Genomic DNA, 26,503 nt, shown 5'->3' with positions numbered 1-26,503 from the left:
GATGGCTCCTTGACAGGTGTGTGCGCCCCACTAAACGGTTTATCGGGGCGAGTACCCCTACCAAGTACCGGGACTAATTGGTCAGTGTAGTGGTTTTTTTACCGGATGCAACCACTCCTGTCAATTTTTCTTATAAACACCCCCCGTAGGGACCTTCTATGGAAGGTCCCTACACGGATTTTCCTATTCGTTCATATTTTTATAGGTCGCCACAGCAGATGGAGAAATCCGATTGAGATAGCGGAAAATCCAATACTTAAACACCGTGTCTAAAATCACCGGGAAAGTGGCAATGAACAGGAAAATAAAATCGCGATTGGCCGGAAAGCCTAAATGTCGCGACATACCTTCCAGTAAAACTTCCCATCCGTGGGGCGAGTGGAATCCCACAAACATATCTGTAAAAAGAATAATGATAAAGGCCTTGGCACTATCGCTAAGACCATAAACAATCTCATCGATAAAAGCTTTAAGGGTAGCGACTTGGCGTTTACAAGTGCTCAGCAGCAAGGAAAAGGCCAACACTGCAAAAATATCGGCAAACACATTTTTAACTGAATCAGCACTGCGTTCGCGATATTCCTCTTCAATATCTAAGGCCTTATCTAGTACACGTTCTTTTAACTGGGTTTCGCTCAGGGCAGCTACTTTGCCCAAAATCACTTCGAATCTCAGTCGCTCTTCAAACTTTTGCAGCTCATGGAGAGCTTCTTCTTCCATTTCATCATTGAGAAACACCTCAGCATCTGTCGTTTGGCGTACACAGTCCACCACTGGACCCACGACAAAATGCTTGGTCAATTGCTGCGTCAGCAAGGGGATGATCACCAATAGCAAAATAAAACGCAGGGCGATTTTAGTTTTACCTTGGGATTTACGAAAACTCTTGAGGACATCACCTTCGGCCTTGGGATCAAGATCCTGCTTGACTCGATCAACCGTACGCAGAATTGAGCGGGGCAATACACCACTACGAGCGGCTAAGCCAGCACGACTTTTATCAGGTTTGCCAGATCCATTTTTCGAGCTATTTTGGGGCCCCTTTGGAGCCGTCCCTAAGGCAGCGAGCGTACTGGATAGCGCATCATAACGGTCTAAAATCTCATCAATAAACCGTAGTTTCTTAAAAATGATGGCAGACTGGTCAATCAGATCCAGCGTATATTCATCCTGCTGATCATCATAGGACTGTACTTCCATTTGCCGCCCTTGGGGCAAATTGGAACGGGCAGCTTCAAAGTCTGCCATCCGTTGCTTGATCAGGATAATGTTGCGCTCAACCTCACTCTGAATATAGCGATAGGCACTATCCCCATAGTCGCTATTATCCTGGTCTATAGGTTTACCGTCGAAGTAATCGTCTTCTATTTTCTTGATCGTCAACGCCGCTTCGTAGGCTTGCTCAAGTGATTGGTCAGGTGACTTAAAAAGCCACTGCCCTGCGTTGCGAAAAAATGCCCGAAGCTGCATGGAGATAAGTAGGTGCTCTGGAATGCCAGAACTATAGTATCAACTCCAAGAAAGTCCCATTCGAAATTGGGCCGACTGACAGAGTCTGCTTCTTTCCTGACTGACAGAAACTATGGACACTTATGCTCGAAAACCAGCTGTGGGCTAACTGACTGGGTTTCTCCAGGAGCAACGGTGCGCTCATCCATCAACGTCAGCTGTGTCGCGACGACATCATCATTGATTACGCACAAATACTGACCAAAGCTGTCCCAGCTAAGCCGTCCTCGCTGGCGACCAAGGTTGATGAAATAGGTCCGCCATTGCATATTGCCGTAGAGCCGTCTACGCTGCTTGAGGCTAGGTTTCTCAAAGCTAATGTCACGTCGGGGTTGCAAACTATTGACCCGCTCGCCATCAGCCGTAGTCCCAATGCCCACATACCAGCCATCATCTTTGGGAGGGCCAGGGGAGAAAATACTCCAGGATTGATCGAGTCGGGTAGCCTGCCCTAAAGGAGCCAGTTTCTGTAGAGTACGACTATTGGTCACGCGGCGTAGCGGTGCCAGCTGCTGATTATCCACAAACGCATAGTGTGAGGTGATACTACGTAGATTCCAAAGGGTAATCAACAGCAGCACAAATAACGTCACCAGGCTTAAAACACTGGTAGGACGGACGGTAAAGGACTGGTAATTGAAGGGCTTAGTAAAGTTACCGGCAAACCGACGATTATTGGCAATGATTTCATAAATGCGAGTGCCGAATGCCATGAGCGGCGACCAGCGCAACACCTTGGCCAAGGGACGGCATACGGGGGACAGGCTCACCACATAGGCAATGCCCTGCCACTTGTAATGGTGGCCTCCCTGCCAATCCACAATCACCCAAGAGTTGTGGGTTTCCATCGCAGTTTGGATGACTGGATCGCCCTGGGCGATTTGTAAGGGGACTCGGCTCGGTAGAACTAGAAATGTACGCAACAGATGGACAACTTTTTTACAAAAACCACAGTCAGCGTCGTAGTAAATTTTTAGCCCCAGCTGTTTAGGGGTAAAGGCACGTTTGGCCCAACGATCCCAGACAGAGGTGGGAATAAACGCTAGCCAGGTAACACAGCTCAGCGTCGGAAAAATACCTAGATTTAGAGTAAGCCCAAAGCCCAGATGCAGCAGAATAAATACGACAACGGCCACCATCCGGCAGAGATCAGTCTTAATCGGACTCCATAGCAGTAACGGTCCCAACCATTCCAAAACCAGTGTGACCAGGGTAAAGACCGTCAGCAATGGCCCCAGATGCAGCAAAAAACTCCCCAGGGGGGTGACGTATTGATCAAAGCTGAGTGAGTAGTAAACGGCAGTGCCATCGGGCCACCAGTCCTGACTGGTGGTTTTGAACAGGGCCGAGAACATGTAAATGTAGCACTGCTGGACCATCAGCCCCAGGGTAGCTCCGGTCAGGATGCGTTGGGGCTGGGGGATGGACGATGTATTTAAAGCCTGATCGACGGAGTAGCTGCTACCCAAGGGTAAAAACATGGCCCAGAACAGAATTGCCCGTAGGACATCATCAGCGGCAAAGACTATCAGGGGATTGCGATTGTGTAGAGAAATTACCATTACCCAGGCCAACACTGTGGCCCAGCGGGTGCGGTAGCCAATTAGCATCAGGAGGGCGCTGAAGGTAGCGATCGCAAAACACACGCCTTGCCACCACACCGCCCCACTTAGGGCATGAATTGACCAATAGCCAGGCTGCCACAGCTCCCCTAACAAACTGCGCGGCACTACCCCTTGGTCACTGTAATGTGCCAGTAAATCTCCCCAACGACACCACAAATCGGCGAGGATGACTAACGCCAGTCCCACCCGCAATAGCGCCAACGACCTTAAGTCAAGACCATAACGACGTTCAAGGGGCTCAAACCAGTGGGCAACCATGGCAAAAGGATGGAGAATGCATGGACAACGAGGAGGGCGGGCATAGCCCACCAATTAAAGGATTATTGAACGAATTATGGCTGCTTAAAAGGCCAAATCGAACGACCAATTTGCCCTAAAGCACGACGGGCAACCTTAAGACGATGATGATTGGTCGGTAACCGATGGATATACACAGCTCGACGGATAATCCCACCTAGTTTGCCCCCGATGCTAATGCCAAAACTCCAGACACCACCTGTTCCCTTACCCAGGGTCAACATATCCCCCAGGTGAAGATAGTGAAATCCCTGCGGTTGTCGCTGCCGAATAATCCTTGCTAGATTCTTAGCAACGGAGGCAGCCGCTTGATAGGCTGCCTGGGCCGTATTCGGGATAGCCTGTTTTTGCACCGCCACATCCCCAACTACAAAGACATTAAAATAGTCCCCTAGCTGTAGCGTAGGACGTACCCAAACCTGTCCATGGTCGTTAGTATTTACCGGTGACCCCAACCAGGGCACTGGCTCTGTCCCCGTAGCCCAAAGCGTCAGGTGACTGGGAAGCTCCACATCGTCTAAACGTACCGACTTCGGACCCACGGCATTAATTTCGGTTTGCAGTAACAGCTCCACATTGCGCTGCATCAGGGCATGCATGGCTTTGCGTTGTAGGCCCCTGGGAAAGGGTCTGAGAATTTGATCGCCGCGATCCACCAGACGTACCTGCACCTTTTTCCCCAGACGATCGGCCACCTTGGTCGCCAGTTCCACACCACTGGCTCCGGCCCCAATCACCGTCACGGCTACGGGATGAGGTGCCTGAGCCAGCTGATCTAATCGGGCTTTGACCGTGACCACATCGTCCAGGCTACGGAACGTAAGCGCATGTTCGTCAATACCCGGAATTGGCAGCGGTCGAGTCTTTGCTCCGGTCGCAACAACCAAAAAATCGTAGGAAATGCTGTTCCCCTGGCGCAGGGTAATCCGCTGCTGCTCCAAGTCAATGTGATCAGTCCAGTCTCTTTGCCACCGGATATTGGTTCGCGCTAATAACTGTTTATAAGGAGGAGCCACCTCCCATAACAGCAATTCTTCGGTGAGGACTTCATACAGCAGAGGGGTAAACAGAAACCGCTCACGGGGTTCAATCAGAGTGATGGAACAGTTCTTGAGATGACGATATTTTTGCAGGTAGAGCGCTGTATACAGACCGCCAAAGCCACCACCCACAATGACAATTCTGGGGGCATAATCCGTTAATGGAACAGGCACCAAGGGTCGTGGAGGAGACAGGGTCATGGCAATAATATCTCCTGCAATTGCTGGGCTAGCTGTTGAGATCGCACTACCCGCCCCTCTGTGGTCAGATGATAGTGGGTATCGGCAAATATCGTTACATCCGATTGAATATTAAGCGTCTCCGCATCGTAGAGCAGCGGTGCAATGTCTTCTAAGTCCTCAGCAGTCTTACGAATATTTGCTTTGGTGGTGTCAGTGTTATCCCCATACACCCAGGGAAGCGACAGAATTAGCTCTCCGCCCTGGGCCTCTACCTCCGAACGAAACTGCTCAATCCGTTTGATGGAATGGGCCGTCACCGATTGTCTAATGGACAATTGCCACCAGTCTCCCTGACGCTGTTTATCAACAGTGGGGTCACCGGCTACCGTCAAAGGGTCGTCATAGTAACCACTAAACTTACCCAGCTGGATCAGATCACTAGTAGATTTGACCAGGGCTCGCAGAGACGGTACACCTATTCCAATCCAGTCACGAACCAGTTGTTTTGGGGGAACTTGGTTAAGCCCCTGACCGGTGGCGATCGCAAAAGGCCCTGACCGCTCCCCCAGACCATCTTCATCCAGCAAAATCAAATATTCAGGCACCAACAGCACAATATCGCCAGGGTCCACATGCTGCAACGCCGTTGGCAAAATCACATCCAACCCCACCGGACCATCGATCCCTAGATTTACCACTGGTCGCTCAATCGCCTCAGCAATAATCTCAGAATTAATGGTGTAATGGGCACCAGAGCCCCCTGTTACCAGTAGCTTAGGTTCCTCAATGGCCTCGGCAGCGACCGCTTTCTTTTGGTAGAGATCCTTAAGCCAGCGAGGCTCTCCCCCCAGATGAACGTTGTACACAAACCCAGCAGTCCAGGCCACCCCTGCAGCCACCAGCCAGGTCCAGAGTTTTATTTTTTGGCCCGCCTTTTGTTCCGTTGATCCCTGCATAGTCCTATGTACACCTACGCTCTTCGCCTAAGCCTGCCCGTTAAAACTCAAAGTAAATAAATTCTGATGGAATATTTGCCGACAGCAAAATGGTCAATCCCAACAGTGCCCGCGACACCCAGGGATTTAGCAGTAGATCATATTCTGAACGTTCTTGCCATATAGCAATATGCTCAAGCAGCAAAAATATCCCCGCCAGCAGCATGACCCACCCCAAGGCCACGAGTTCATTGGCACTAAACTGACCAAAAGCCCCCATCAAGTTGCCCAGGGAGTAAGCCCCAGGGCTGACCAAGGTGGTCAGCTTGGTCAACAGCACATTGACATTGGTCTCCATAAAAAATAAACACCCCAATACCACCGCCCCAAAGGTCATGGCCCAGGACAGGATTTGAGGCCGTTTGACATACTTGCCCATGGCCCGACTAAAGGGTCGCCCCGCATAACGCAGCAGCAGCAACAGCGCCCCATGGTAGGCCCCCCAAATCAAGAAATTCCAGGCCGCCCCATGCCAAAAACCCGACAGGGTAAAGGTGAGAAATAAGTAAAATGCAGCCCAGCTCTTGCGCTTGCCCATCAGGGGTAAAAACACATAGTCCCGAAACCAGGTACTCAGGGATACATGCCACCTGCGCCAGAACTCGTTGATGCTCTGGGAGGTGTAGGGAGCCAGAAAGTTAATAGTGAGGCGAATGCCCAGCACGCGAGCAATGCCCACCGCCATGAAGCTATAGCCCGCAAAATCAAAGTAAATGCGCAGGGTAAACAAAAACGCATTAAACCAAACCAGCCAGGCGTTGTCCGCCACCGGGCTGAGGTCCTTGATAAAGGGAAACAGGTTATCCCCCAGCACCAGTTTCATAAATAGCCCTAGGGATAGCCACCGCAGCCCCAGGTCAAAGTTAGCAGCGGTGAACTTAAACTTAAACCCTTGCATTTGGGGCAACAGCGAGGCCCGACGCTCAATGGGACCGGCCACAATTTGTGGGAAAAAGGCGACAAAATTGACATAGTCCAAAAACTTGATGGGACGCTTGCGGCGGGCCTTGAGGGAATCGACCACAAAGGCCACCATCTGGAAGGTGTAAAACGACACCCCCGGTGGGATGGACTGGAAAATAGGCAGCGGAAACCCAGCTTTCCAGTCAGGACTCACCCCGCCGGTGAGGCCAATAACATCCTCTATAAAGAAAGTTAGATATTTGAAATAGGCGAGGACCGCTACATCAAAAATAATCAAGGCTGTGGCAATCCACTGGGCCTGTTTTCCCTCACGGCCAAGCATCCACTTGACCATCAGGTAATTAAAAATAATCTCAAACAGAAAGACAATAAAACTCGTCTTATCTGCATTGACAAATAAAACTAGGGAAAGGGCGGCTAAACCGATACTGTCACATCTGTCTGGCCAACGGCCTAGGGACTTAGCACCGTAGCGCACCGCAAAAAACGGCACGCTCACCAGCAGCAAAACCCACCAAAATGAAAACTCAGAAAAATTCAACGGTTGCCCCCTTTAATTTGGAGCGTTGCTAATCCCCGGTATAGTTTCATCGCTCCAGTTCAGATTTATGGCCTAATTGACCGCTCGATCCATGCTCCAAATCAACAATGGTCATCTGGTACTGAGCTACATCAGGCTATCGATGGAGCGTGCCTACACCGAGACATCAAACTCTTCTACCAGATAGTTAGCAGCCTTTTCTACCGTTGGATAATCCCATAGCAGCGTAGAGGGCAGTTCCAAATCAAGCCAGTCTTCTAAGTCACCGACTAGGGTGACGGCGTCAATCGAATCTAAACCATAACGAGTTAAGGGCTGTTGAGCCTCAATGGTACTGGGGTCAAGGGAAAGAACCTCAGCCAACTGACTAATCAACCACTGCCGAATCGCCATCGCAGGAGAGACAGCACTAGATGAGTTGGAGGTTTGAAGCTGTTGCATGATTTTCAGTTATCTCGGGTGTGGATGTGGACCGGGCCAGTTGAAAGGGAACAATGGAGAACATTTTGTCCTCATGATCAAGCCGTAGAAGCTCTTGGAACACGTTTTCGTAGTATTCCAAGGGCACGGTTTTGAGGGACACGTCAAAGTGGGAAAGTAGCCTATGTATACAGAGCACAAGCCACTCGCCCTGACTGAAAAATCCCCCTAAACTCTGTCGGTTGTAGCGCCACATGTAAATACAGGCAGCGGCTGCATGGAGTCGGCAATATTGTTTTGCCAACTCAAAACTTTCGTAGGACTGCCCATGGCCATGCTCAAAAGCACTGTGGGCGATCACCTCATCTTGAACGTTGAGCTGAGCCAAAATTATTTCGGCCAGATCAATTACCTCAATTATTACGGACTGAGCACCGTCGACATGCATCGCCTTCAGCTCCTCAATCAGCAGGGGTAATCCCTGGGGAATATCGTCAGCTCCCCTACTAAAGAGCTCCAGCTTTTGGGGAGCAAATTCCGGGAGAGCAGAGTCCAAGGAAAAGCTATTGGCCAGGCGCTGCTGAATTGCGGCCATTTTCTCAGGCTTGAGTCGTTTACGGGTCTTAGCCAGTTGCCGCCGCTGCAAAATCAGAGCATGGAGATTGACGACGGAACTACCGTCAAAAACGCTAATGATCGAGCTATCGCGCAACATCTTCTGGAAGACGCCATGGTCATGCTCATCGCGCATATAGAACCGCGCCCCCAGCACCACAGAGATATCACTCATCATTTGCTCTAGGGTAACGGGCACAAAGTACTTATCCACCGCTGACCAAACGCTGAATTGCTCAGGCACCACATGAAACCCTCGGGCGGCGGCTATATTCACACAATCGCAGGTGAGAATATCGAGAAAGGCATGGGTGAGGGTGCGCCGCGCATGGGGCATATCCACCACCGTCTTGCCATAGACCTGACGGTTCAAGGCAAAGTTCAAGGTGGTACGTAGACAGGTGTCCGCCGCGCCTTGGGAAAATGCCGCACATAGGGCACGGGTGATTTGAAAACCTTCTAGAGCTAGCTCTAGACCATGGCCTTCGGGACCAAGCAACATGCTGTCGGGGATAAAGCAGTCGCTAAAGCCAATGCCACTCATATCTGCCGCTCGAATACCGTGGGTTTTGATTTTTGGCAGGTTGTAATAGCTCTTAGGGTCAAGCTGGCTTTTGTCCACCATAAATAGGGACAGTCCCCGGTTACCACCCTCAGGGTTGGTGCGGGCCAGCACATAGGTCAGTCCGGAAATAGTGGCGCGGTTAATGGGCCACTTTTCGCCATTGAGGAGATAACCGCCATCCACCTTAGTAGCCGTGACACCACCGCCGACTAAGTCACTACCATGCTCTTTCTCAGAGTAAGCCAAGCACATGGTGAGGTGCTCGTCACGCATCTGGCGGGATAGGGTTTCCTTTTGCTCGTCGGTACCAGCCATCCAGGTCAAAAATGACCAGAACATGGTGGTGAATGCGATCGCAATATTCAAATCCCGACGGGACATCACCCGCACAAAGGAGACAAACTCCTCAAAAGACGTAAACTTACCGCCACTACTAGTAGGTACGTAATAGTCCTGCAAGTTGTAGTCGTACAACCAGGCAATCTCAGCATCGGGGAATTCTTCCGATTCATCAATCGCCGCTGTCTGAGCAAAAGACATCCGCTGGGTGGGATCGCGCGGATCCCCCAGGTCAGTTTCTAGCTGTTGAGCAAGCCAATATTGCTTGAGCTTTTCCATAGCGCGATAAATTTAAGCAGGGTGTTTAAGTCGGACTAATTGATCATCAGTATTGACAATGGGCGGTTGATACCAGGACTAAGTGGTCTCTAACTGTTTTGCTAGAGACTCAACCTCCTGGTGCAATCCTCGCACCTCAGCCATTAAACTCGGATTTTCACTCCAGTCAGCAATGACGTCCAACTCTGCTGCCATAAAGCGATTACGGCAGGCGCGACGCTGGATTTTACCGCTGGATGTTTTGAGAACATTGCCCGACTTAACTAGAGCAATGGCATACACCTGCAACTCATGGGCCTCAGAGATAGCCTGACGAATTTCAGCAATGGTCTCAGCTGGATCAAGCTCTTTCTGCCGAGAACGTTCCACTTCCTGCACTACCACCAGCCGCTCCTCACCATCCTCAATAATAGAGAAACAGGCACCGTAATCAGGGCGTAGAGCCGGGCTCACATTCTGCACAGTCCATTCAATATCTTGGGGATAGTGGTTGGTCCCCCGGATAATAATCAAATCCTTAATCCGGCCAGTGATATACAGCTGACCATCTTGCAAAAAGCCCAGGTCACCCGTACGCAGAAATGGCCCTTCACCTCCTTTCACATAAGCAGCAAAGGTATCACGTGTAGCCTCATCCCGTTGCCAGTAGCCATGAGCTACCCCCGCATCCGCGATCCACACTTCACCAATTGTGTCTGACTCGCAAGCCTCGCAGGTATCAGGATTAACGATCACCACATTGGTCTCACATACCAGCTCACCACAGCTCACAGTTTCACGAACAGTAATGCTATCGGCATCAGCTAGTTTTACCCGCCCCTGCTCTAAGGTAGCGGCATCCAACGGCACAATGATCGGAGCCACCCCCACTGGGGTACTTGAAGCCAATAAGGTAGCTTCGGCCAAGCCATAGGCTGGCGAAAAGGTCTCCCAAGCAAAGCCACAGTCCTTAAAGGCCTCGTAAAACTCCCGCATCACTCTTGGATTAATGGGTTCAGCAGCATTTCCCGCACTCTGCCAACCCCTTAGATCCAACCCTTCTTTCTGGGACTCACGAATGCGACGAACACAAAGATCGTAAGCAAAGTTGGGTGCCTGGGAATGGGTGGCCCCATACTTGCCAATAGCTTGGAGCCAACGCAGCGGACGCTTAACAAAAGCCAGCGGAGCCATGATGTAGCAAGGGGCACCAATATACATGGGTTGAATCAAGCCCTCCACCAAACCATAGTCATGGAAGTAGGGCATCCAGGTAACGGTGGCACTATCAGTACCGTAACCACAGGCACGTTGCAAATAGGCCGAATGGTGAATCAGATTGTAATGACTCAGCATTACCCCTTTAGGCGTCGATGTGGATCCAGAGGTGTACTGCAGATAAGCCAGGACATCTTTGTCTAACTGTGGATCCTGCCACTGATCAGCCAGGGACTGATCTACCTGAGTAGTATCAATCCAGCGCATCGAATCAAATTCAGGAAACTCCAGCCCCGAGCTACGAATCAGCTCAATAATGCGTCCCGTACTAAGGACTAAGCTGGCCTCAGCATCTTTAATAATTTCCCTAAGACGAGGTAATGTACGCTTCATTCTCCCGGCATCAGGCGGCGGCACCGGAATCGCAATCACCCCAGAGTACATACAGCCACAGAATGCAGCGACAACTTCTGCCCCCTGGGGGTATAGCAGCAAAGCTCGTTCTCCCCTGGCATGCCGCAATTGAATCGCAATTGCCCGCGCCTGGTGATCCAACTCTGCGTAGGTATAGCTCAGCCCCTCTCGCTTGCCATCCTCCAAAAAGCAGTAGGCTAAATCATTTGACTGATGTTGAGCCCGATATCGCAGTAATTCAACTAGGGTAGAAAACTGTGTGGCGACATGAGGTAAAGATTGCACCATAACAGCGATATTAAATACTTAAGTTGGTACGTATAAAAAATGACCCCCGATGGGCCTTACTCAGCACTGACGTTTACGATTGATTTCTAATAAACATCTGGAAACACTGTTGCCCCAATCCCTTAGCCCCTCAAAACTCAAACTAAGCTAGAGGGTAATATTCATAAAATTTGATACAAGCTATTTCATGTATGTTGGCACAGGCCAACCTGAGATTTTTCTATCATTCGTGGAGCTTCACTAAAAAAACAAAATAATTGATTTCTTTGTAAAAATCGCTGAACTGATAGCGAGCAAAGGCACTTGATATAAACCTTGTCCACGTCCAGAACGGTCGTTTTACCGTGGGAGAAACTCCAGGTTTCAACTTGGACGTGGTTTAGAATCTCAGACTTGAAGTCAGGGATAAGGATGCTTGCTATCTAGCAATTAAGTTGACATCGTTAGGCTACCCACTACCACCGTGGTATTACCCGAGATTATAGATCCCCAAAGCTATGGCGCAAGAAATAGACGCTCATCTTGACTGTAGGGATTGGATCCCAGCCTCAGCAGACTGCTACCAAACCCTGAACCAAACCACCTTAGACCTATGGCGTATTCCGCTAGCACAACCCATACAGCTGGATACACTGTCTGAAGATGAGCTGACTCGTTTTAAGCGCTACCGATTTGCAGATGATCAGCGAAAATTTGCCGTAGCTCGTAGCAGTCTGCGGCAGATTTTAGCTCTTTACTCACAACAAAGACCGGTTGACCTTGCCTTTGACTATGGTCCCTATGGGAAACCCTATTTGCGAAATAACGGCTCACTCCAGTTCAATCTGTCCCACTCTGGAGAATATGCCCTATGTGGCGTGGCCAGACAAGGCATCGGCCTGGATATCGAACTGCTTCGCCCGATGGATCGTCTAGAAGGACTGATCAAACGTTGTCTTGCCCCCTACGAGCAAGAGAATCTAGCTCAGATACCACTCAATCAGCAAAGCAACGCCTTCTTAAAATACTGGACCTGCAAGGAGGCCTATCTCAAGGCGACTGGTCAGGGAATTAGCGAGTCGCTCACAGCAATTGAAGTTAGCTTTACCCCGTATCCTCAGCTCAAGGTACCAAACCAGCCATGGCAACTACAGGTGTTTATCCCCTGTGAAGGTTATACAGCTGCTGTGGTGATGCCATTAGAGATTACTCAGATACGATTACACCAGTTGTAAGGATCCACTGCAGGTATTCACCCAACTCAGACCAAGGCAGACGGTATCGTCGGGTGCGAAATTGTGCCCTCCAAACGAACATCGTGCCAGTTAACACCATGCAAAATCGCACCCGTCAAATCAGCACCATTTAAATTTGCATGGGACAAATCAGCACCACTTAAATCTGCAAAGCAGAGCTTTGCCCCTTGCAAATTAGCTCCACGCAAATTGGCCTGGCTAAAATCACTGAGACGTAGGTCAGCCTGCTGCAACGATGCATCTGATAAATCCGCAAAGGCTAGACAACTACGTAACACCAAAGCACGCCGTAAATCGGCGCGACTTAAATTAATCCAGCTTAGATGAGCCCGCCAGATCATGGCTCCCGACAACTCAGCCTGCTGCAAACTGGCTTGACTCAAATTTGCCCAGGTCAGATCAGAATAGTTCAAACAAACCTGCTTTAAGTCAGCCTCAGGCAACTGGGCCGCCCGTAAATCCGCTCGCTCAAACTGGCGCTGACCGACGGCATATCGTCTAATTAACTGAGATGCTTCCACAAATGTTTCCTCAACCGCCAGGGTCGAGATAGAGGGCCACATCGACCGAGATAGCTCATCCCACAGTGCCTTACGCTGATGATTGACTAAGCTCAGTCTTTTGTAAACTTATATTAATATGAACTAATGTAACAATCAATCCTGCCGTTGGCAAGATGGGTTCTGGCGATGACAGGTTCAACCGAACATGAAACATTGACCTATAAGCCTGGGTAGCCTGTTAATTCAGTGCTCTTACAGTGCTCTTAGCGATGCTCAACTAATTCTGGTGGTTTTTATCAGAGTTCCTTTAGGGGCAACCTGGGCTCTGAGTTGCAGCAATCCGTGGTAACAATAGCGAAAAGATTAGAGGTCTCTGAAGCGATCTATGGGAAAGCAGTGGTTATTGGGCTCACTTTTAGGATTAGCCATGGTCCTACCGGGGACAGTTGTGCTGGCACAGACCGAGGCACAAGCTGAAACTGAAGATGCTTATACCAACGCCATGAACCTGGGCTATACCTATGCTAATGAGTTTGATTATCAAACGGCTCTGGTGAATTTTCGGCGGGCCTTGGAAGAACGCCCTAAGGATGAGTATGCGATTAATGCGATCGCAAACATGGAGTACTATATCGAACGAGATCGCCTTGCTGCCATCCAAGCAGAGGTCGATACCCTGCAAGCGCGTTTAAACCTAGCCGCTGAAACCAAAGACTGGGTCTGTGTTACGGCCACCGTTGACGAACTAATTCCCTATGCTGAGGGATTAGAGAAAGAGCGTCTGACCGGCTATCGTAGCCAGCTGATCGGCGTACTCGAATCCCGTACGGACATCGAATTTTGGTCTACGGTGTGTAGCCCTGATCAGCCGTTGATTTAAGAAAATAGGAGTCAGGGGCCAAGGGTCAGGAGAAACGGACAATAGCTTCTGTCTACTGAATTCTGACTTCTGGCTCCTTATTCATCTAACATCCCATTCAGGGTCAATTTCTTACCTGTGATAGCCGCTTCCACCAACTGCTTGGGTGGATCAATATAGCGACCATCTAGCTTTACTCGAAAGTCATAGTGTTCGCCTGAGCCCAGGCCACTATTGCCAGTCAGGGCAATCACATCGCCACTGGTAAAGGTGCCCGAGCGGCACTCATTTTCCAGCAAATGTAGAGACTGAAACACCAGTTGCGGATAGGACTCTGTCGTCTGGTCTGCCACCCAGCCACCGCCATCCACATCCCACCAGCAGTCTACGGTCACCTGATCACCCGTCACGCCTACGGCATAAACCGGAGTGCCAGAAGGAGTGGCCAAATCCACACCGTTATGGGGCACATTGACTGCGCCTGTCACCGGATGCACAGGGCGAATGCGCATATGGTCGGTGACGTCATACCCTGCCACCGTATCCCCCGTTGTCAAGGTAATTGCCTTCTCTAAATCAATCGACGCTTTCTTCGTATTAGACCCAGAAAGACGTAGGTCTAACACATATAGAAGCGGCAGCAAAATAAGTGATGCACAGGCTGCTGTCAGGACAACTTTAGGCACCTTGCCTAGCAATTGAGACAGACCTTTGCGGGTAGTTTGGGGGGAAGCATTTGAGCCTGCAGTCACGGGCGTGCGCTCATCCACCGAGTCCAATGGCCAAGCCGTAACTGTTCGCGCCGTTGATGACTCCGCCACACTCTTGGTGTCAAATCCTATGGGCTCATCTTGGAGTGGTGGCCCAACTTCATCGGCCACAACGACCGCCAATTCGCCAGTACCTATCTTTTCAAGTAGTTCAGAAATGCTGCCACAGCCCACTGCCTGCGCCGCTGCCTTGGAACCATGCCACGCCCGTGCGGATACGGTGACGGTACATCGGCGTTTGGTGGGAATTGCTGTTTGCGACTGAGTAACGTCATTCACAGGCAGTCGGCCATTAGGAACATTTTCTGCCCCCTATCCTACTGGAATCCGGCCAGAAGACAAGACAAAACTGACACGTTCGTTAGTACCAAAGTGTAGAACCACAACAACAGGGCTGCAGGGTATAGAATAAGGCCGTCCTGCATCAGTCCTAGCCGTGAAATCCACCGCAGATATCCGGAACTTGATCCGCGAGATACCTGACTTTCCCAAACCCGGTATCCTATTCCGCGACATTACGACTTTGCTACAAAACGCCGATGGATTAAAAGCCAGCATTGACCTGATGGCAGAACAAGTAGTCGCCCACCAGCCAGACTGCATCGTCGGTATCGAGTCTAGAGGCTTTATCTTTGGCATGCCCCTTGCCTACCAGCTAGGCCTCAGCTTCGTACCCGTACGCAAACCGGGCAAACTCCCCGCCGCCGTACATCAAGTATCCTACGACCTCGAATATGGTCAAGATAGTCTGGAAGTACATCAAGATGCCCTCAGTATCGGCCATCGCCCCCTAATCGTCGATGATCTGCTAGCTACAGGGGGAACCGCCGCCGCCGCCGCTCAACTGGTTCAAAAAACCGGAGCTACCATCGCAGGCTTTAGCTTTGTGATTGAACTCAGTGATTTAAACGGTCGCAAAAAGTTACCTGACGACGTTCCGGTCACGACGCTACTGTCATACTGAGATACCCTCTGTTGTAGAGGCATTGCAGGCAATACCTCTACAACAATATTTTGCGCCTGATCGCCCCTAACTGACCGCCTCCAACTGTTTTCTCACCCATGACTGCAGAACCAACGTCCAACCAATCTCGTTCTCCTTTACAGACACTGCAGATGGTTCTCACCAGTGAGACTACGCTGTATGTTCTCAAACGAATTCTGCAGGCATTACTGACGCTGCTTTTAGCATCAGCCTTTAGTTTCTTTATTATCCAGCTGGCCCCTGGCGACTTTCTCGATGCCCAGCGACAAAATCCACAGATTTCTCCTGAAACCATCCAGCAGTTTGAAGAACAGTTTGGCCTGAATAAATCCATTGGGGAGCAGTACTTACGGTGGCTATATCAGGTAGTGACTAAACTCAATTTTGGTGAGAGTTTTGCCTACCAACGTCCGGCGGTAGAGGTCCTAGCTGAAAGAATTCCCAACACACTACTCCTGTCCATCGCCTCAATTCTTGTTACCTGGGCCATTGCAATTCCCCTAGGAATTATTGGGGCGATCAACCACAACAAAGTTGCCGACCGAGTCCTGAGAGTCCTGAGCTACATTGGCCAGGGTTTTCCTGCTTTGATTACCGGCTTGTTGTTGTTATTTTTTGCCCAGCTGACGGCTCCCCTGTTCCCAGTGGGAGGGCGTACCAGCATTAACCATGATGACCTCACCTGGCTCGGCAAAATACTTGATATAGGCTGGCATATGATCTTGCCGACATTGGCCCTCAGCATTACCAGCTTTGCCGGATTGCAGCGGCTCATGCGGGGACAAATGTTAGATGTACTCCGACAGGACTACATTCGTACCGCTCGCGCTAAGGGATTGCCTGAGAATCGGGTAATTTATACCCATGCCCTGCGTAATGCGATTAACCCATTAATCACATTACTGGGATTTGAATTTGCCAGCCTACTCAGCGGTGCCTTTATTACTGAATATTTCTTTGGCTGGCCAGGGCTGGGAAGACTTACGCTGCAGGCAGTACAGTCTCAGGACTTGTATTTGATCATGGCCAGTCTGATGATGGGAGCCACCATGCTGATCATCGGTAACTTACTCGCGGATTTGGCACTATCCTTTGTGGATCCGCGCATTAAGCTATCGAAAATGAACTAGATCTATGCAACCCTTTCGCTCCTATAGCGGTCTCTTGGTCGGGTTTATTGTTTTTGGGATTGTGATCTGGTTGGCTCACCGCGTCCACGGCGAACTAAACGATCCAGGCTTTGCTCAAACTGTACTGATTGCCGTCTCCGGCTGGGCAGGTGGCTGGCTGATCGGTTTTTTAGTCGCTCCTAACACTAGCAATGAGTTAAAAAATCTCTCCCAGGCTACATCCACCATTACCGCCTTTGTCGCCGGGTTCATCATGGCCAAGATAGAACCTTCATTTACCCCGATCTTTGAGGATGGCCAACTGATGAATGAACCGATTTACGGCATCCGCGTATTGATCTTCATCATCTGCTTTGTAGTAGCTGCTATTAACATGTATGTATTCCGCGAGTTCAACGAACGATATTGAGCCAACCTATGTACGCTGTCGTTTCTCCAGAAAAAATTCAACTACGACCAGGTACGGTCATGCGGATGCCAGGCAGCTGGGAAGACTACCAGCGATTGGCTCAGCAGCGGGGAGATTCGTCTATTCCGCGGATAAAATATCGTGATGGAGAAATCTTATTGATGGCCCCATTGCCAGTGCATGGCCGCGATGCCCACATACTTGATCAGATTGTGACAGTACTGTTGGAGCATAGGGAGCAAGATTATGAAGCTTTCACCCCCATCACAATTGATTTACCTGAAGAAGGGGGAATTGAACCAGATTATTGTTTTTATATAGATAACTGGCAAGCGGTCGTTGGCAAATGGCGCATTGATTGGCAGACAGATCCGCCACCAGACTTAGTCGTTGAGGTAGACGTAACTAGCTTCACAGCGGCTGAAGATTATCTGCCTTACCGAATTCTAGAGGTTTGGATTTGGAAAAATAAAGTCCTACAGATTTATCGACTCAACGACAATGGTTATGAATCCGTTTCGCAAAGTCGTTTCTTTCCAGAATTATCTGTACCAGAGTTAGTGAACCAATGCTGGCAGCAAGCTTATGAGCAGGGTACTAGCGTTGCTATTAAACAATTAAAGCGGTCCCTATGAGTCCTCCATCAGAACCACGCTTTAGGGGTATAAAAATTGACTACTGTCTTGGGGGTTCACTACGGTGATAGGGTTGTCGCTACGGTGATCACCGATGACACACCAACAGGAATTAGAACAACGGGCGCTCAAACTCACCATCTTTGGCAATGCGGGTATGGTGCTGCTGGGGCTAGTGTTTGCGGTGATCAGCTCATCTGAGGCAATTTTGTTTGATGGGGTGTTTTCGGCCATTCACTTGGCGATTTCGCTGCTGTCGCTACGGGTAGCTCGCTTACTTTATCTACCCGAAGATAAGGAGTTTCCCTTTGGCTATGCAATGTTTGAGCCGTTGCTAAATCTGGGGAAGGGTTTGGTGATTGCTATTGTGGCGATATTTGCGCTGTTTTCGTCGGCGGAGTCGATGTTGAATGGGGGACGACCGATTGAGGCGGGGGTAGCGATTTGGTATGCGATCGCAGCCTCCACTGGCTGCCTTATCCTCGCCTGGCAGCAATACCGCTATGCCCAAGCTAGTCATTCCCCTATCCTGGATGTGGATGCCAAAAACTGGCTGATCGACGGATTGATCAGTGGGGCCGTGGCTGTCGCTTTTGGCTTGATTCTGTTTTTGCAGCATAGCTCCTTAGAGAGTCTTGTCCCCTATGCTGACCCAGCATTAGTTATTTTGTTAGTACTATTTGTCTTGCCAATTCCCATACAAACTGTGCGCGACAACTGGGCTCAAATTATGGGACAAGCTCCAGCTGATTCACTACGGCAACAGGTAAACGATATTGTTGGCAATGTACTGCAGCCTTTACCCCATGAAGACTATCACCTGCGACCTTTAATGACAGGACGCCTGATCTATGTACAGGTATATGTCAAAGTCAGTGAACAACAGGCAAAAGACTATGGCGTGGCCCATGTTGATAAAATGCGGGAACAGCTTTACCAACAATTGCAAAATGCTTTCCCCTACCTAGCCATGGATTTGATTGTGACGTGCGATAGAAATTGGATTCATCGCGCCACTATGCCTGCAGACTGACAGTAATTAGAGTAGTTAAGGTGCACAACAGGGATATGATCATTTAAAGAATTTTTTTAGCTTAGAAATAACGCTATATTCGGTGTCATGTTCACCAAGTCCTATTATCTTTTACGTTCCACCCAAGATGGTCAGTACCTGGCCGCCAAGCCACGTAATACAGAAAATTCAAAGGGTTTTCTGATGTTGTTTAATGCTGATTATGAAGCCCTGAGCTATGTCAATCAGCATGCGACTGAAGTGGCCAACCGCTTTGCAGTGGAGCCCATCAGCGGTCAGCAACTCAAACAAATGCTGGATCGTTGGGGCTATGAGGGTGTTGGCGTGGTTAGCGATCCGCTCGTACCCCAGGTGGATTTTTTAAGGAAGCAGTAACAACTTATAGCATGGGTCACATTAATGACGACAAAAGCCAATGTTGTTCCCAACCCTAACGGTTACAGCCCGATGAGAGTCTAGTTTTGATAAAACATTTCTAGACTTTCTTGGTTGCCTACATAGCGCCAGTGCCAGGGCTCGTAGGCTACATTTTGCTCATTGTCCTTGGGGAAAGACATTTCAAACCCATAGTAGGCTGCATTCTGTTCTAACCAACGAAATGCCTGGGTGGTTTCAAAAGCCGCATTAAGCTCAGTAGCAGGCTGGGAAGTATCTATAAAATCCACCACATAGCCAGTGTGATGCTCACTATATCCAGGAGGCGCGCTGACCTCAGCACGAGTTTGAGTCGTCTGACCACGTTCTGCCTTGAGCTCAAAGAAAAGGTATTTCTGGTCTTCTAAGGAACGAAACCCAGAAATCACATCTAAACTCACACCTACAGCTCTGGCTTCCGCTATCATTATTTCTACCTTTTCGGCTGCCTCAGGCTTGAGACGAACCATCGCATTCGTAGAAATAGTCACCAGACTACTTTCGTCAGTAATTTCGTACGGACGGTGCCCCAAGAGGTCATTGTATACATCTGGCTCACTACTGACTAGCTCATTACTCGCTGGCTCACTACTGACTGGAGTGACTGCTGGGCCACTCGTGACAACTGCCGCTGCCGCTGCGCCCTCGGCCTCTGATGCGGTGGATGACGTTTCCGTACTAGCCGCTTCAGGCTCAGCGGCTACAGATGTATTAGCCCCCCCCATGCGCAACCACCAAAATCCGACGCCCCCGCCTAAACCCAAGATAGCCAATATCAATAGCAGCCAAGGCACAAAGCTAGACGATGTCCGCTGCACTGGCTCGGCCCTAGCCACCAGTGTTTCACGCCGAGCTTCTGGAATATCATCAATAAAATTTGCCATGGGTATACCAGGGATCAGAACGGGTACGGTCATTTGTTCTGCGGCTAGAGTATGGCATCAATGTTTTTTTGAGGCAAGTCCAGCCGAAAATTCCTGGAAAAACATAGAAAAAAACAGAAGAAAGTCTATCAACCCCTATCTATTGAGCCAACTTCCGTGGCAAACTTTCATCAATAAATGCTATCCAATCAGGGAGCAGCATGCCTGAAGCTTGCGATCGCAAGCATTAGGCGTTTAATGATTGGCGTTTCACAAGTTATGGACGTGCTGAGGAACCCCCATGGCCTTTGAATATCCTGACAATTTGCAGTACACCGATACCCACGAGTATCTCAAGATCGATGGTGACATTATCACCATCGGCATCACCGAGTTTGCCATTGACCAACTGGGTGATGTGGTGTTCTTAGAACTGCCAGAGCTAGGCGATAACGTTGAAGCTGGTGAAAAATTTGGCACCATCGAGTCCGTGAAGGCGGTTGAAGACTTGAAATCCCCTGTGGATGGTGAGGTCCTTGAACGTAATGACCAGCTCCTAGATGCTCCAGAGCAGATTGGGGACGATCCCTATGGCGATGGCTGGTTGATTAGGGTCAAGGCTGATGATCTCGATAAATTGGATGAAGATATGATGACGGCAGAGGAATACGCTGAACAGGTAGAAGGGGTGTAGTGATTAATCATTAGCCAAAGCCTCTGTAGGTAAGCGTTTTCAAATCTGCTTACGAATTCTTAGTGAAATACTGAAGAAAATAGGTAACAATAATTAACTAAAGCCATCAGAATCTTAATCTGATGGTTTTTGCTTTTTTGGCTGGGGACGTATTGCCAGTTTCACTGGGGACGTATTGCCAGTTTCGCCGGAAACGTATTACCAGTGAGACTGGGAACGTATTGCCAGTCTCACTGGGAACGATTGCCAGCGGCTTACTGTCGTACCTACATACGTAGATCTACTTATCGGAGTTCTCAATGTCTTACAAACAGTCTCAACCGATGTCTGCAAACCCTTCCGTCAACTGGGCCAAGGATTTAGCCACCCCCAATGACTTTCCTGAGCGGCACATCGGTTTGACTAAAACAGACATTGACCACATGCTGTCGGTAATGGGATACGACATCCTGGAAGGATTAATCGATACGGCAGTCCCGGCTGAGATTCGACTACCCCAAGCGTTGTCCCTGGGCGAAGGGATGAACGAGCACGAGGCACTGCAGAGTATTCGTGCGATCGCAGACCAAAACCAGGTGCTCACCAGCTACATTGGTCTGGGCTACTACGGCTGCATCACCCCACCTGTAATCCAACGCAATATTCTAGAGAACCCCGGTTGGTATACCCAATACACTCCCTACCAGCCCGAGATTTCCCAGGGGCGTTTAGAAGCCCTGCTCAATTATCAGACCATGGTCAGTGACCTGACCGGATTGGAAATCGCCAACTCGTCACTCTTGGATGAAGGCACCGCTGCCGCCGAAGCCATGACCCTGAGTTTGGGCGTCTGCAAAAGCAAGGATGCTAAGAAGGCTAAGACATTCTGGGTATCGGCGGACTGCCATCCCCAGACCATTGAAGTGATTCAAACCCGTGCCCTGCCCCTGGGAATTAACGTGGTGGTGGGTAAGCGGCCCGACTTTAGCCAGCCCCTATTTGGCCTGATGCTGCAATATCCGGCCAGCACTGGTGCCATCACCGACTACACCGAGGTAATCGCCGCTGCCCACGCAGCCGGTGCCCTGGTAACGGTGGCCGCCGATCTACTGAGTCTGACATTACTCAAGACGCCCGGTGAGATGGGCGCAGATATCGCTGTGGGTAATACCCAGCGATTTGGCGTCCCCCTGGGATACGGTGGTCCCCATGCCGCCTACTTTGCCACCAAGACAGCCTATGCTCGGAAGCTACCCGGTCGCCTTGTGGGTGTTTCCAAAGACAGCAAGGGTAGACCCGCTCTCCGGCTGACGCTCCAGACCCGCGAGCAGCACATTCGTCGCGACTCAGCCACAAGTAATATTTGTACGGCCCAGGTGCTGCTAGCAGTGATGGCCAGCATGTATGCCGTTTACCATGGCCCAGCGGGTCTGAAGGCCATTGCCACCCGTGTCCATCAGCTAACAGTAGTACTGGCATCAGGGCTGAATAAGCTAGGGTTTGGTGTACCGGAAACGCCATTTTTTGACACTCTGGCCATAGAAGCAGGGGATCAGGCTGGTGAGATTTGCGATCGCGCCCTCAGCCAAGGCATCAACCTCCGCCGCATCGATGCCACTACCATCGGCATTGCCCTGGATGAAACCGCCACTCCTGAGACCGTAATTCAACTGCTCCAGGTATTTGCAGGCGACTTACCCATGCCAGCATTAGAGCTGCTCAAATCCGAGACCACCATTCCAGCAACGCTTGCCCGCACCAGCGACTACCTCACCCATCCCGTCTTCAACAGCTACCATTCCGAAACCGAGATGCTGCGCTACATGTATGCGCTGCAAATGAAGGATCTGTCCCTGGCCTCAGCCATGATTCCCCTCGGGTCCTGCACCATGAAGCTCAATGCCACCGCTGAGATGGTACCAGTCACGTGGCCTGAGTTTGGTCAGATTCATCCCTTTGCTCCCCTGGATCAGGCCAAGGGTTATCAGGCACTGTTTGAGCAGCTAGAAACCTGGCTATCAGAAATTACGGGCTTTGCCGGCATTTCTCTCCAGCCCAATGCCGGTTCTCAAGGAGAATACGCCGGACTGCTAGTCATTCGTCAGTATCACCAGACACGGGGGGACGACCACCGTAGGATTTGTCTGATTCCCCAATCAGCCCATGGGACTAACCCGGCTAGTGCCGTCATGGCGGGAATGAAAGTAGTAGGTGTCAAGTGCGACGACGATGGCAATATTGACATCGCTGACCTGACTGCCAAAGCTGAAAAGCACAGCGACAATCTAGCCGCTCTGATGATCACCTACCCATCCACCCATGGCGTATTTGAAGAAACCATCCGGTCGGTGTGTAACCTCATTCATCAGCATGGCGGTCAGGTGTATATGGACGGTGCCAACATGAATGCCCAGGTCGGTCTGTGTAGCCCTGGTGACATTGGCGCTGATGTGTGTCACCTGAACCTACACAAAACCTTCTGTATTCCCCATGGTGGGGGCGGCCCTGGCGTTGGTCCCATTGGTGTACAAAAACATTTGGTACCCTTTTTACCCGGTCATAACTTGACGCCTACGTTGGGTACAGAGCAGTCCGTCGGTGCAGTATCTGCCGCGCCCTGGGGTAGCGCCAGTATCCTGCCAATTTCTTGGATGTATATCCAGATGATGGGGGCGGCTGGACTCACCCATGCCACTAAAACCGCTATTCTTAGCGCTAATTACATTGCCAAGCGCCTGGAAGGACATTACGACATTCTCTACAAGGGCAATGCGGGCTTGGTGGCCCATGAGTGCATTGTGGACCTGCGCGGCTTTAAGAAATCGGCCAATGTGAATGTGGATGATATCGCCAAACGCATGATTGACTTTGGTTTCCATCCACCCACCATGTCCTGGCCGGTGGCGGGCACCATTATGGTAGAGCCTACCGAGAGTGAGTCGTTGGCTGAGCTAGATCGCTTCTGTGATGCGATGATTGCCATTCGCGATGAGATTCGTCAAATCGAGGCGGGAGAGCTACCCCAGGATAATAATCCGTTGGTAAATGCGCCCCATACGACAGTGGATCTGACGGCTGAGTGGGAACGACCCTACAGCCGGGAACAGGCGGTGCACCCAACCCAATGGACAAAGGACCGGAAGTTCTGGCCGACGGTAAATCGAATTGATCAAGCGTATGGCGATCGCAACCTCGTCTGCTCCTGCCTACCCATGGATGCCTACGAAGCCGACTAAGCCATCCATAGGTGAGCCAATGTAGAACCAACCCCTATGGGGAGGAGTTACTCTCTGTTCTGGCAGCCCTCACATGCTGGTAGCCAGCTGAGTCAAGCAGCAAAATTATGCCGCCAGGGATACTCAGCAACCAGCCTAGTAAGGTAACGGTTAAAGAAAGCAGTAGTGCTTCTTCTGAACTCAGGCCGACGCGACTAAATAGATAGATCCAAAGGCCTTCTTTTAGACCTAGCCCTCCTAGGGAGATGGGCAATAGGGTAATCACTACCACAATGGGAATAAAGACCACCAGTGCCAAAAACGAGATGGAGATAGCTAGCTGTTGAGCAATGAGAAAATGATAGATAACAATACCTAGTTGCAATATAAAAGACAGTCCCATTGAAGAGACTAGCGCTGAGCGATCCTTGGCAAACTGGTGCAGCAGGGTCTGAATTTTTGTGAATCTGGCTGCGATCGCACCCAGACTTAACCGCATCAGCCAAGGTTCAGCCCACTGCAACAACCGTGGGCTCATAATCAGTAAAACTGCACCGACCAATGCCCCCACGGCCCCTAAAAACAAGGCAATAATGTCCCAACGACCTACTAACTGAAACGCAGGAGGTAATCCCATTACTGCGATGGCTGATAGCGCTGCCAATCCAGTAAAGCGTTCTAGAAAAACAGACACTAAGGCAGCTTCAGAATCTTGAGTTCGTTGGCTGACCTGGTAAACTCGATAGACATCTCCCCCAAGAGAGCCAGGTAAAAATATGTTGAGCCACATGCCAGCAAAATAGCTAGACATCAAGGGGCGAAGACGCACCTGATAGCCCTGAGACTTCAGTACCATCTGCCAACGCCAGCAGCTGAGCCACTGCAAACCCGTATAAAACAGCAAGGCAAAAGCAACAAAGGGCCAGGAAAGAGTTTGTATATGTTGTCCAGCCTCGACAAAATCAACCTGGGTGACAATCAGGGCAATCAGGATAAGACTGACAGTGATTTTGACAACAGTAAGCGGTTTCATTGGGCTTGCAAGTAAACTTGACGCCAAAGCTCAACAATTCGAGACCAGCCAAACCGTACTTGAATGTCAGCCAGGCCTTGCCGTCCCAGCTGAGCCGCCCAATCAGGTCGATCTAGCAGTTCTGAAATCGCATTTGCCAGGGCTACTGGATTTTTCTCAGGGACTAAGCACCCTGTTTCTTCAGGCTTAATGACATCAGGAATACCACCCACCGCAGTCGCGACTACTGGTTTTCCATGGGCTAAGGCCTCGATCATGACAATGCCTAACCCCTCGGTATCGCCTTTGCTATCGACAATGGCAGGTAGCACAAACACATCACAGCTAGCGTATTCATTCACCAACTCTTTTTTGGTAACAAATCCTAGAAAATCAGTACAGTGGTCAAGGTTTAGTTGGTGACAGTAATCCTTTAGCTCAGTTTCTAAAATGCCTGCGCCTACAATCCGTAGACGAACAGGACGAGTTTGTCTCAAGCTTGCCAGCGCCTCTAACAGGTAGGACACCCCCTTGCGTTCATCTAAACGACCAACAAATAAAAGAGTTGGGTCTTGCTGAGGCGGTCGAGGTGGTACGGCCTTTGCTTCTACGGTTAAACCATAGGGAATCACCTGGACTGGAGAAGGGTTTGAAGAAGGGCTTAGTTTTTCAACTAATCCCTTAGTAAAGGAGGAATTTACCGTGGCCCCCGTCGTCTGTGGTAAGAGCCACCGTAAGGCGTGGGCAACAAACCCAAACCGTCTTGCCAACAGCAACTCTCCCCCATGAAAACTAAAAATCATGGGGACATTAAAAATCTTACTAGCAGGCCAGGCCATTACCCCGTGGGGAAATGGCCAGTGAACGTGCAGTATATCAGGACGAAGCTTGCGGCATAGCCAAAATAGCTGCCATGCTCCCAACAGCACATAGCACATGGCTGGAACCAGATTGAGCGGTTGCCGCTTTAATTTGGTCGGGGCCCCATCCCGTACCAGATTTTCAAACCGTTTCCAAAAATAGCGAAAGCGATAAACCTTTACCCCTTCCAGCTCGTAAGATTGACTACCTTCATAGGCAGGGGCAAAAACGCTAAACGTAGCCCCCGTTGGCCGTAATCGTAAAATTGTTTCCCGGATGAACGCACCGTGGTTGCCATCCGGAGAGAGGGGATATACTGAACTGAGGACAAGAATATGTTTGTCGCGCAGAGACATTGATGGCTAGCTTAACGGCAATGAATTAACCTAGTCCACATCCAGAACTGTAGTTTTTCTCTAGAAGAAGCCCTGAGTTACATGTTGGCCATTGCTGATCCGAACTATGATTCCGTCCGAGAAATGCTGATATATGGCATTTTTACAGATCGATTTATATTCTAAATCAACAATGAAAAAGCTTGGACATGCATGGTTAAAGTCGGTAATCGAAGCTTGCCCAGATAATGGATTCCTTGCAACAAAACCATCAACTCTAGGACTTACGCATTGACAAGACAGCAAAGACATGAAGTGATACGAATGGTCTTAGTGCTCT

The 26,503-nt window shown here is 50.0% G+C and carries 23 protein-coding genes; 10 read left to right on the top strand and 13 right to left on the bottom strand.

The window, feature by feature from the left end:
* Positions 1–183: 183 nt before the first annotated feature.
* The 8 genes from IXB50_RS13290 to IXB50_RS13255 all read right to left on the bottom strand — a co-directional run bounded on the left by IXB50_RS13290 (position 184) and on the right by IXB50_RS13255 (position 11,231).
* Positions 184–1,470: a proton extrusion protein PcxA gene (locus tag IXB50_RS13290; protein WP_215609464.1), complete on the bottom strand. Its 1,287-nt coding sequence runs from the start codon at positions 1,468–1,470 to the stop codon at positions 184–186.
* 110 nt (positions 1,471–1,580) lie between these two features.
* Positions 1,581–3,392: a DCC1-like thiol-disulfide oxidoreductase family protein gene (locus IXB50_RS13285; protein WP_215609463.1), complete on the bottom strand. Its 1,812-nt coding sequence runs from the start codon at positions 3,390–3,392 to the stop codon at positions 1,581–1,583.
* Positions 3,393–3,466: 74 nt separating this feature from the next.
* A complete protein-coding gene (locus IXB50_RS13280) occupies positions 3,467–4,672 on the bottom strand; it encodes an NAD(P)/FAD-dependent oxidoreductase (RefSeq protein WP_215609462.1) in 1,206 nt (401 codons plus the stop codon).
* Positions 4,669–5,610 carry a hypothetical protein gene (locus IXB50_RS13275; protein WP_215609461.1) on the bottom strand — a complete coding sequence of 314 codons (942 nt, stop codon included), beginning with the start codon at positions 5,608–5,610 and terminating at the stop codon, positions 4,669–4,671. The genes IXB50_RS13280 and IXB50_RS13275 overlap by 4 nt, the downstream gene beginning before the upstream one ends.
* Before the next feature lie 40 nt (positions 5,611–5,650).
* Positions 5,651–7,114, bottom strand: coding sequence for an MBOAT family O-acyltransferase (locus tag IXB50_RS13270; protein ID WP_215609460.1), 1,464 nt, complete (start codon positions 7,112–7,114; stop codon positions 5,651–5,653).
* Positions 7,115–7,267: 153 nt separating this feature from the next.
* Positions 7,268–7,555, bottom strand: coding sequence for an acyl carrier protein (locus tag IXB50_RS13265; RefSeq protein WP_215609459.1), 288 nt, complete (start codon positions 7,553–7,555; stop codon positions 7,268–7,270).
* Positions 7,524–9,332, bottom strand: coding sequence for an acyl-CoA dehydrogenase family protein (locus tag IXB50_RS13260; RefSeq protein WP_215609458.1), 1,809 nt, complete (start codon positions 9,330–9,332; stop codon positions 7,524–7,526). Before IXB50_RS13260 ends, IXB50_RS13265 begins: the two co-directional genes overlap by 32 nt.
* Positions 9,333–9,410: 78 nt before the next feature.
* Entirely contained in the window at positions 9,411–11,231 is a 1,821-nt protein-coding gene (locus tag IXB50_RS13255) for a fatty acyl-AMP ligase (RefSeq protein WP_215609457.1), read from the bottom strand.
* Positions 11,232–11,728: 497 nt separating this feature from the next.
* Here IXB50_RS13255 and IXB50_RS13250 point away from each other — a divergent pair, with 497 nt between their 5' ends.
* Entirely contained in the window at positions 11,729–12,445 is a 717-nt protein-coding gene (locus IXB50_RS13250; protein ID WP_215609456.1) for a 4'-phosphopantetheinyl transferase family protein, read from the top strand.
* A gap of 26 nt (positions 12,446–12,471) precedes the next feature.
* On the opposite strand, the gene IXB50_RS13245 is transcribed toward IXB50_RS13250, so the two are convergent.
* Positions 12,472–13,029 carry a pentapeptide repeat-containing protein gene (locus tag IXB50_RS13245; protein WP_215609455.1) on the bottom strand — a complete coding sequence of 186 codons (558 nt, stop codon included), beginning with the start codon at positions 13,027–13,029 and terminating at the stop codon, positions 12,472–12,474.
* 325 nt (positions 13,030–13,354) lie between these two features.
* On the opposite strand from IXB50_RS13245, the gene IXB50_RS13240 reads away from it, so the two are divergent.
* Positions 13,355–13,849, top strand: a complete 495-nt coding sequence (locus IXB50_RS13240; RefSeq protein ID WP_215609454.1) for a BAR domain-containing protein — start codon at positions 13,355–13,357, stop codon at positions 13,847–13,849.
* A 77-nt stretch (positions 13,850–13,926) separates the two neighbouring features.
* Here the strand turns inward: IXB50_RS13240 and IXB50_RS13235 are convergent, their stop codons facing one another.
* Complete coding sequence (locus tag IXB50_RS13235) at positions 13,927–14,877, bottom strand: M23 family metallopeptidase (protein ID WP_215609453.1); 951 nt, start codon at positions 14,875–14,877, stop codon at positions 13,927–13,929.
* 157 nt (positions 14,878–15,034) lie between these two features.
* On the opposite strand from IXB50_RS13235, the gene IXB50_RS13230 reads away from it, so the two are divergent.
* The 6 genes from IXB50_RS13230 to IXB50_RS13205 all read left to right on the top strand — a co-directional run bounded on the left by IXB50_RS13230 (position 15,035) and on the right by IXB50_RS13205 (position 19,165).
* Positions 15,035–15,562, top strand: coding sequence for an adenine phosphoribosyltransferase (locus IXB50_RS13230; protein ID WP_215609452.1), 528 nt, complete (start codon positions 15,035–15,037; stop codon positions 15,560–15,562).
* A gap of 98 nt (positions 15,563–15,660) precedes the next feature.
* A complete protein-coding gene (locus tag IXB50_RS13225) occupies positions 15,661–16,713 on the top strand; it encodes an ABC transporter permease (protein ID WP_215609451.1) in 1,053 nt (350 codons plus the stop codon).
* 4 nt (positions 16,714–16,717) lie between these two features.
* Positions 16,718–17,122 carry a hypothetical protein gene (locus IXB50_RS13220; RefSeq protein WP_215609450.1) on the top strand — a complete coding sequence of 135 codons (405 nt, stop codon included), beginning with the start codon at positions 16,718–16,720 and terminating at the stop codon, positions 17,120–17,122.
* 8 nt (positions 17,123–17,130) lie between these two features.
* On the top strand, positions 17,131–17,757 hold the full coding sequence (locus tag IXB50_RS13215; RefSeq protein WP_215609449.1) for a Uma2 family endonuclease: 627 nt from the start codon (positions 17,131–17,133) through the stop codon (positions 17,755–17,757).
* Positions 17,758–17,851: 94 nt separating this feature from the next.
* The gene (locus IXB50_RS13210; protein WP_215609448.1) at positions 17,852–18,790 is read left to right on the top strand and encodes a cation diffusion facilitator family transporter; all 939 of its coding nucleotides are present in this window, start codon (positions 17,852–17,854) and stop codon (positions 18,788–18,790) included.
* Positions 18,791–18,877: 87 nt separating this feature from the next.
* On the top strand, positions 18,878–19,165 hold the full coding sequence (locus IXB50_RS13205) for a hypothetical protein (RefSeq protein WP_215609447.1): 288 nt from the start codon (positions 18,878–18,880) through the stop codon (positions 19,163–19,165).
* Between the two features lie 80 nt (positions 19,166–19,245).
* Here IXB50_RS13205 and IXB50_RS13200 read toward each other — a convergent pair whose 3' ends face one another.
* Positions 19,246–20,088: a M15 family metallopeptidase gene (locus IXB50_RS13200; RefSeq protein WP_246564483.1), complete on the bottom strand. Its 843-nt coding sequence runs from the start codon at positions 20,086–20,088 to the stop codon at positions 19,246–19,248.
* 280 nt (positions 20,089–20,368) lie between these two features.
* On the opposite strand from IXB50_RS13200, the gene gcvH reads away from it, so the two are divergent.
* Together gcvH and gcvP are read left to right on the top strand one after the other, a co-directional pair.
* Positions 20,369–20,761, top strand: a complete 393-nt coding sequence (gene gcvH / locus IXB50_RS13195) for a glycine cleavage system protein GcvH (protein ID WP_215609446.1) — start codon at positions 20,369–20,371, stop codon at positions 20,759–20,761.
* Between the two features lie 299 nt (positions 20,762–21,060).
* Positions 21,061–23,976 (top strand): aminomethyl-transferring glycine dehydrogenase, encoded by a 2,916-nt coding sequence (gene gcvP, locus IXB50_RS13190; protein ID WP_215609445.1) that lies wholly within the window; start codon positions 21,061–21,063, stop codon positions 23,974–23,976.
* A gap of 34 nt (positions 23,977–24,010) precedes the next feature.
* Here gcvP and IXB50_RS13185 read toward each other — a convergent pair whose 3' ends face one another.
* Positions 24,011–24,988, bottom strand: a complete 978-nt coding sequence (locus IXB50_RS13185; RefSeq protein ID WP_246564481.1) for a lysylphosphatidylglycerol synthase transmembrane domain-containing protein — start codon at positions 24,986–24,988, stop codon at positions 24,011–24,013.
* Positions 24,985–26,184 (bottom strand): glycosyltransferase family 4 protein, encoded by a 1,200-nt coding sequence (locus IXB50_RS13180; RefSeq protein ID WP_215609443.1) that lies wholly within the window; start codon positions 26,182–26,184, stop codon positions 24,985–24,987. The genes IXB50_RS13185 and IXB50_RS13180 overlap by 4 nt, the downstream gene beginning before the upstream one ends.
* Positions 26,185–26,503: the final 319 nt, after the last annotated feature.

It is taken from the genome of Leptothoe spongobia TAU-MAC 1115, from assembly GCF_018739885.1.
In the GTDB taxonomy this organism is placed as follows: domain Bacteria; phylum Cyanobacteriota; class Cyanobacteriia; order Phormidesmidales; family Phormidesmidaceae; genus Leptothoe; species Leptothoe spongobia.
This window is presented reverse-complemented; position numbering and strand designations above follow the sequence as displayed.

Excerpts from the sequence above, each read along its gene's own strand:
- IXB50_RS13215 (WP_215609449.1), top strand. The coding sequence starts at position 17,131 with ATGTACGCTGTCGTTTCTCCAGAAAAAATTCAACTACGACCAGGTACG.
- IXB50_RS13245 (WP_215609455.1), bottom strand. The coding sequence starts at position 13,029 with ATGTGGCCCTCTATCTCGACCCTGGCGGTTGAGGAAACATTTGTGGAA.
- IXB50_RS13185 (WP_246564481.1), bottom strand. The coding sequence starts at position 24,988 with ATGAAACCGCTTACTGTTGTCAAAATCACTGTCAGTCTTATCCTGATT.
- IXB50_RS13285 (WP_215609463.1), bottom strand. The coding sequence starts at position 3,392 with ATGGTTGCCCACTGGTTTGAGCCCCTTGAACGTCGTTATGGTCTTGAC.
- IXB50_RS13255 (WP_215609457.1), bottom strand. The coding sequence starts at position 11,231 with ATGGTGCAATCTTTACCTCATGTCGCCACACAGTTTTCTACCCTAGTT.
- IXB50_RS13265 (WP_215609459.1), bottom strand. The coding sequence starts at position 7,555 with ATGCAACAGCTTCAAACCTCCAACTCATCTAGTGCTGTCTCTCCTGCG.
- IXB50_RS13210 (WP_215609448.1), top strand. The coding sequence starts at position 17,852 with ATGACACACCAACAGGAATTAGAACAACGGGCGCTCAAACTCACCATC.
- IXB50_RS13225 (WP_215609451.1), top strand. The coding sequence starts at position 15,661 with ATGACTGCAGAACCAACGTCCAACCAATCTCGTTCTCCTTTACAGACA.
- IXB50_RS13260 (WP_215609458.1), bottom strand. The coding sequence starts at position 9,332 with ATGGAAAAGCTCAAGCAATATTGGCTTGCTCAACAGCTAGAAACTGAC.
- IXB50_RS13205 (WP_215609447.1), top strand. The coding sequence starts at position 18,878 with ATGTTCACCAAGTCCTATTATCTTTTACGTTCCACCCAAGATGGTCAG.
- IXB50_RS13180 (WP_215609443.1), bottom strand. The coding sequence starts at position 26,184 with ATGTCTCTGCGCGACAAACATATTCTTGTCCTCAGTTCAGTATATCCC.
- IXB50_RS13200 (WP_246564483.1), bottom strand. The coding sequence starts at position 20,088 with ATGGCAAATTTTATTGATGATATTCCAGAAGCTCGGCGTGAAACACTG.
- IXB50_RS13250 (WP_215609456.1), top strand. The coding sequence starts at position 11,729 with ATGGCGCAAGAAATAGACGCTCATCTTGACTGTAGGGATTGGATCCCA.
- IXB50_RS13220 (WP_215609450.1), top strand. The coding sequence starts at position 16,718 with ATGCAACCCTTTCGCTCCTATAGCGGTCTCTTGGTCGGGTTTATTGTT.
- IXB50_RS13290 (WP_215609464.1), bottom strand. The coding sequence starts at position 1,470 with ATGCAGCTTCGGGCATTTTTTCGCAACGCAGGGCAGTGGCTTTTTAAG.
- gcvP (WP_215609445.1), top strand. The coding sequence starts at position 21,061 with ATGTCTTACAAACAGTCTCAACCGATGTCTGCAAACCCTTCCGTCAAC.
- IXB50_RS13280 (WP_215609462.1), bottom strand. The coding sequence starts at position 4,672 with ATGACCCTGTCTCCTCCACGACCCTTGGTGCCTGTTCCATTAACGGAT.
- gcvH (WP_215609446.1), top strand. The coding sequence starts at position 20,369 with ATGGCCTTTGAATATCCTGACAATTTGCAGTACACCGATACCCACGAG.
- IXB50_RS13275 (WP_215609461.1), bottom strand. The coding sequence starts at position 5,610 with ATGCAGGGATCAACGGAACAAAAGGCGGGCCAAAAAATAAAACTCTGG.
- IXB50_RS13240 (WP_215609454.1), top strand. The coding sequence starts at position 13,355 with ATGGGAAAGCAGTGGTTATTGGGCTCACTTTTAGGATTAGCCATGGTC.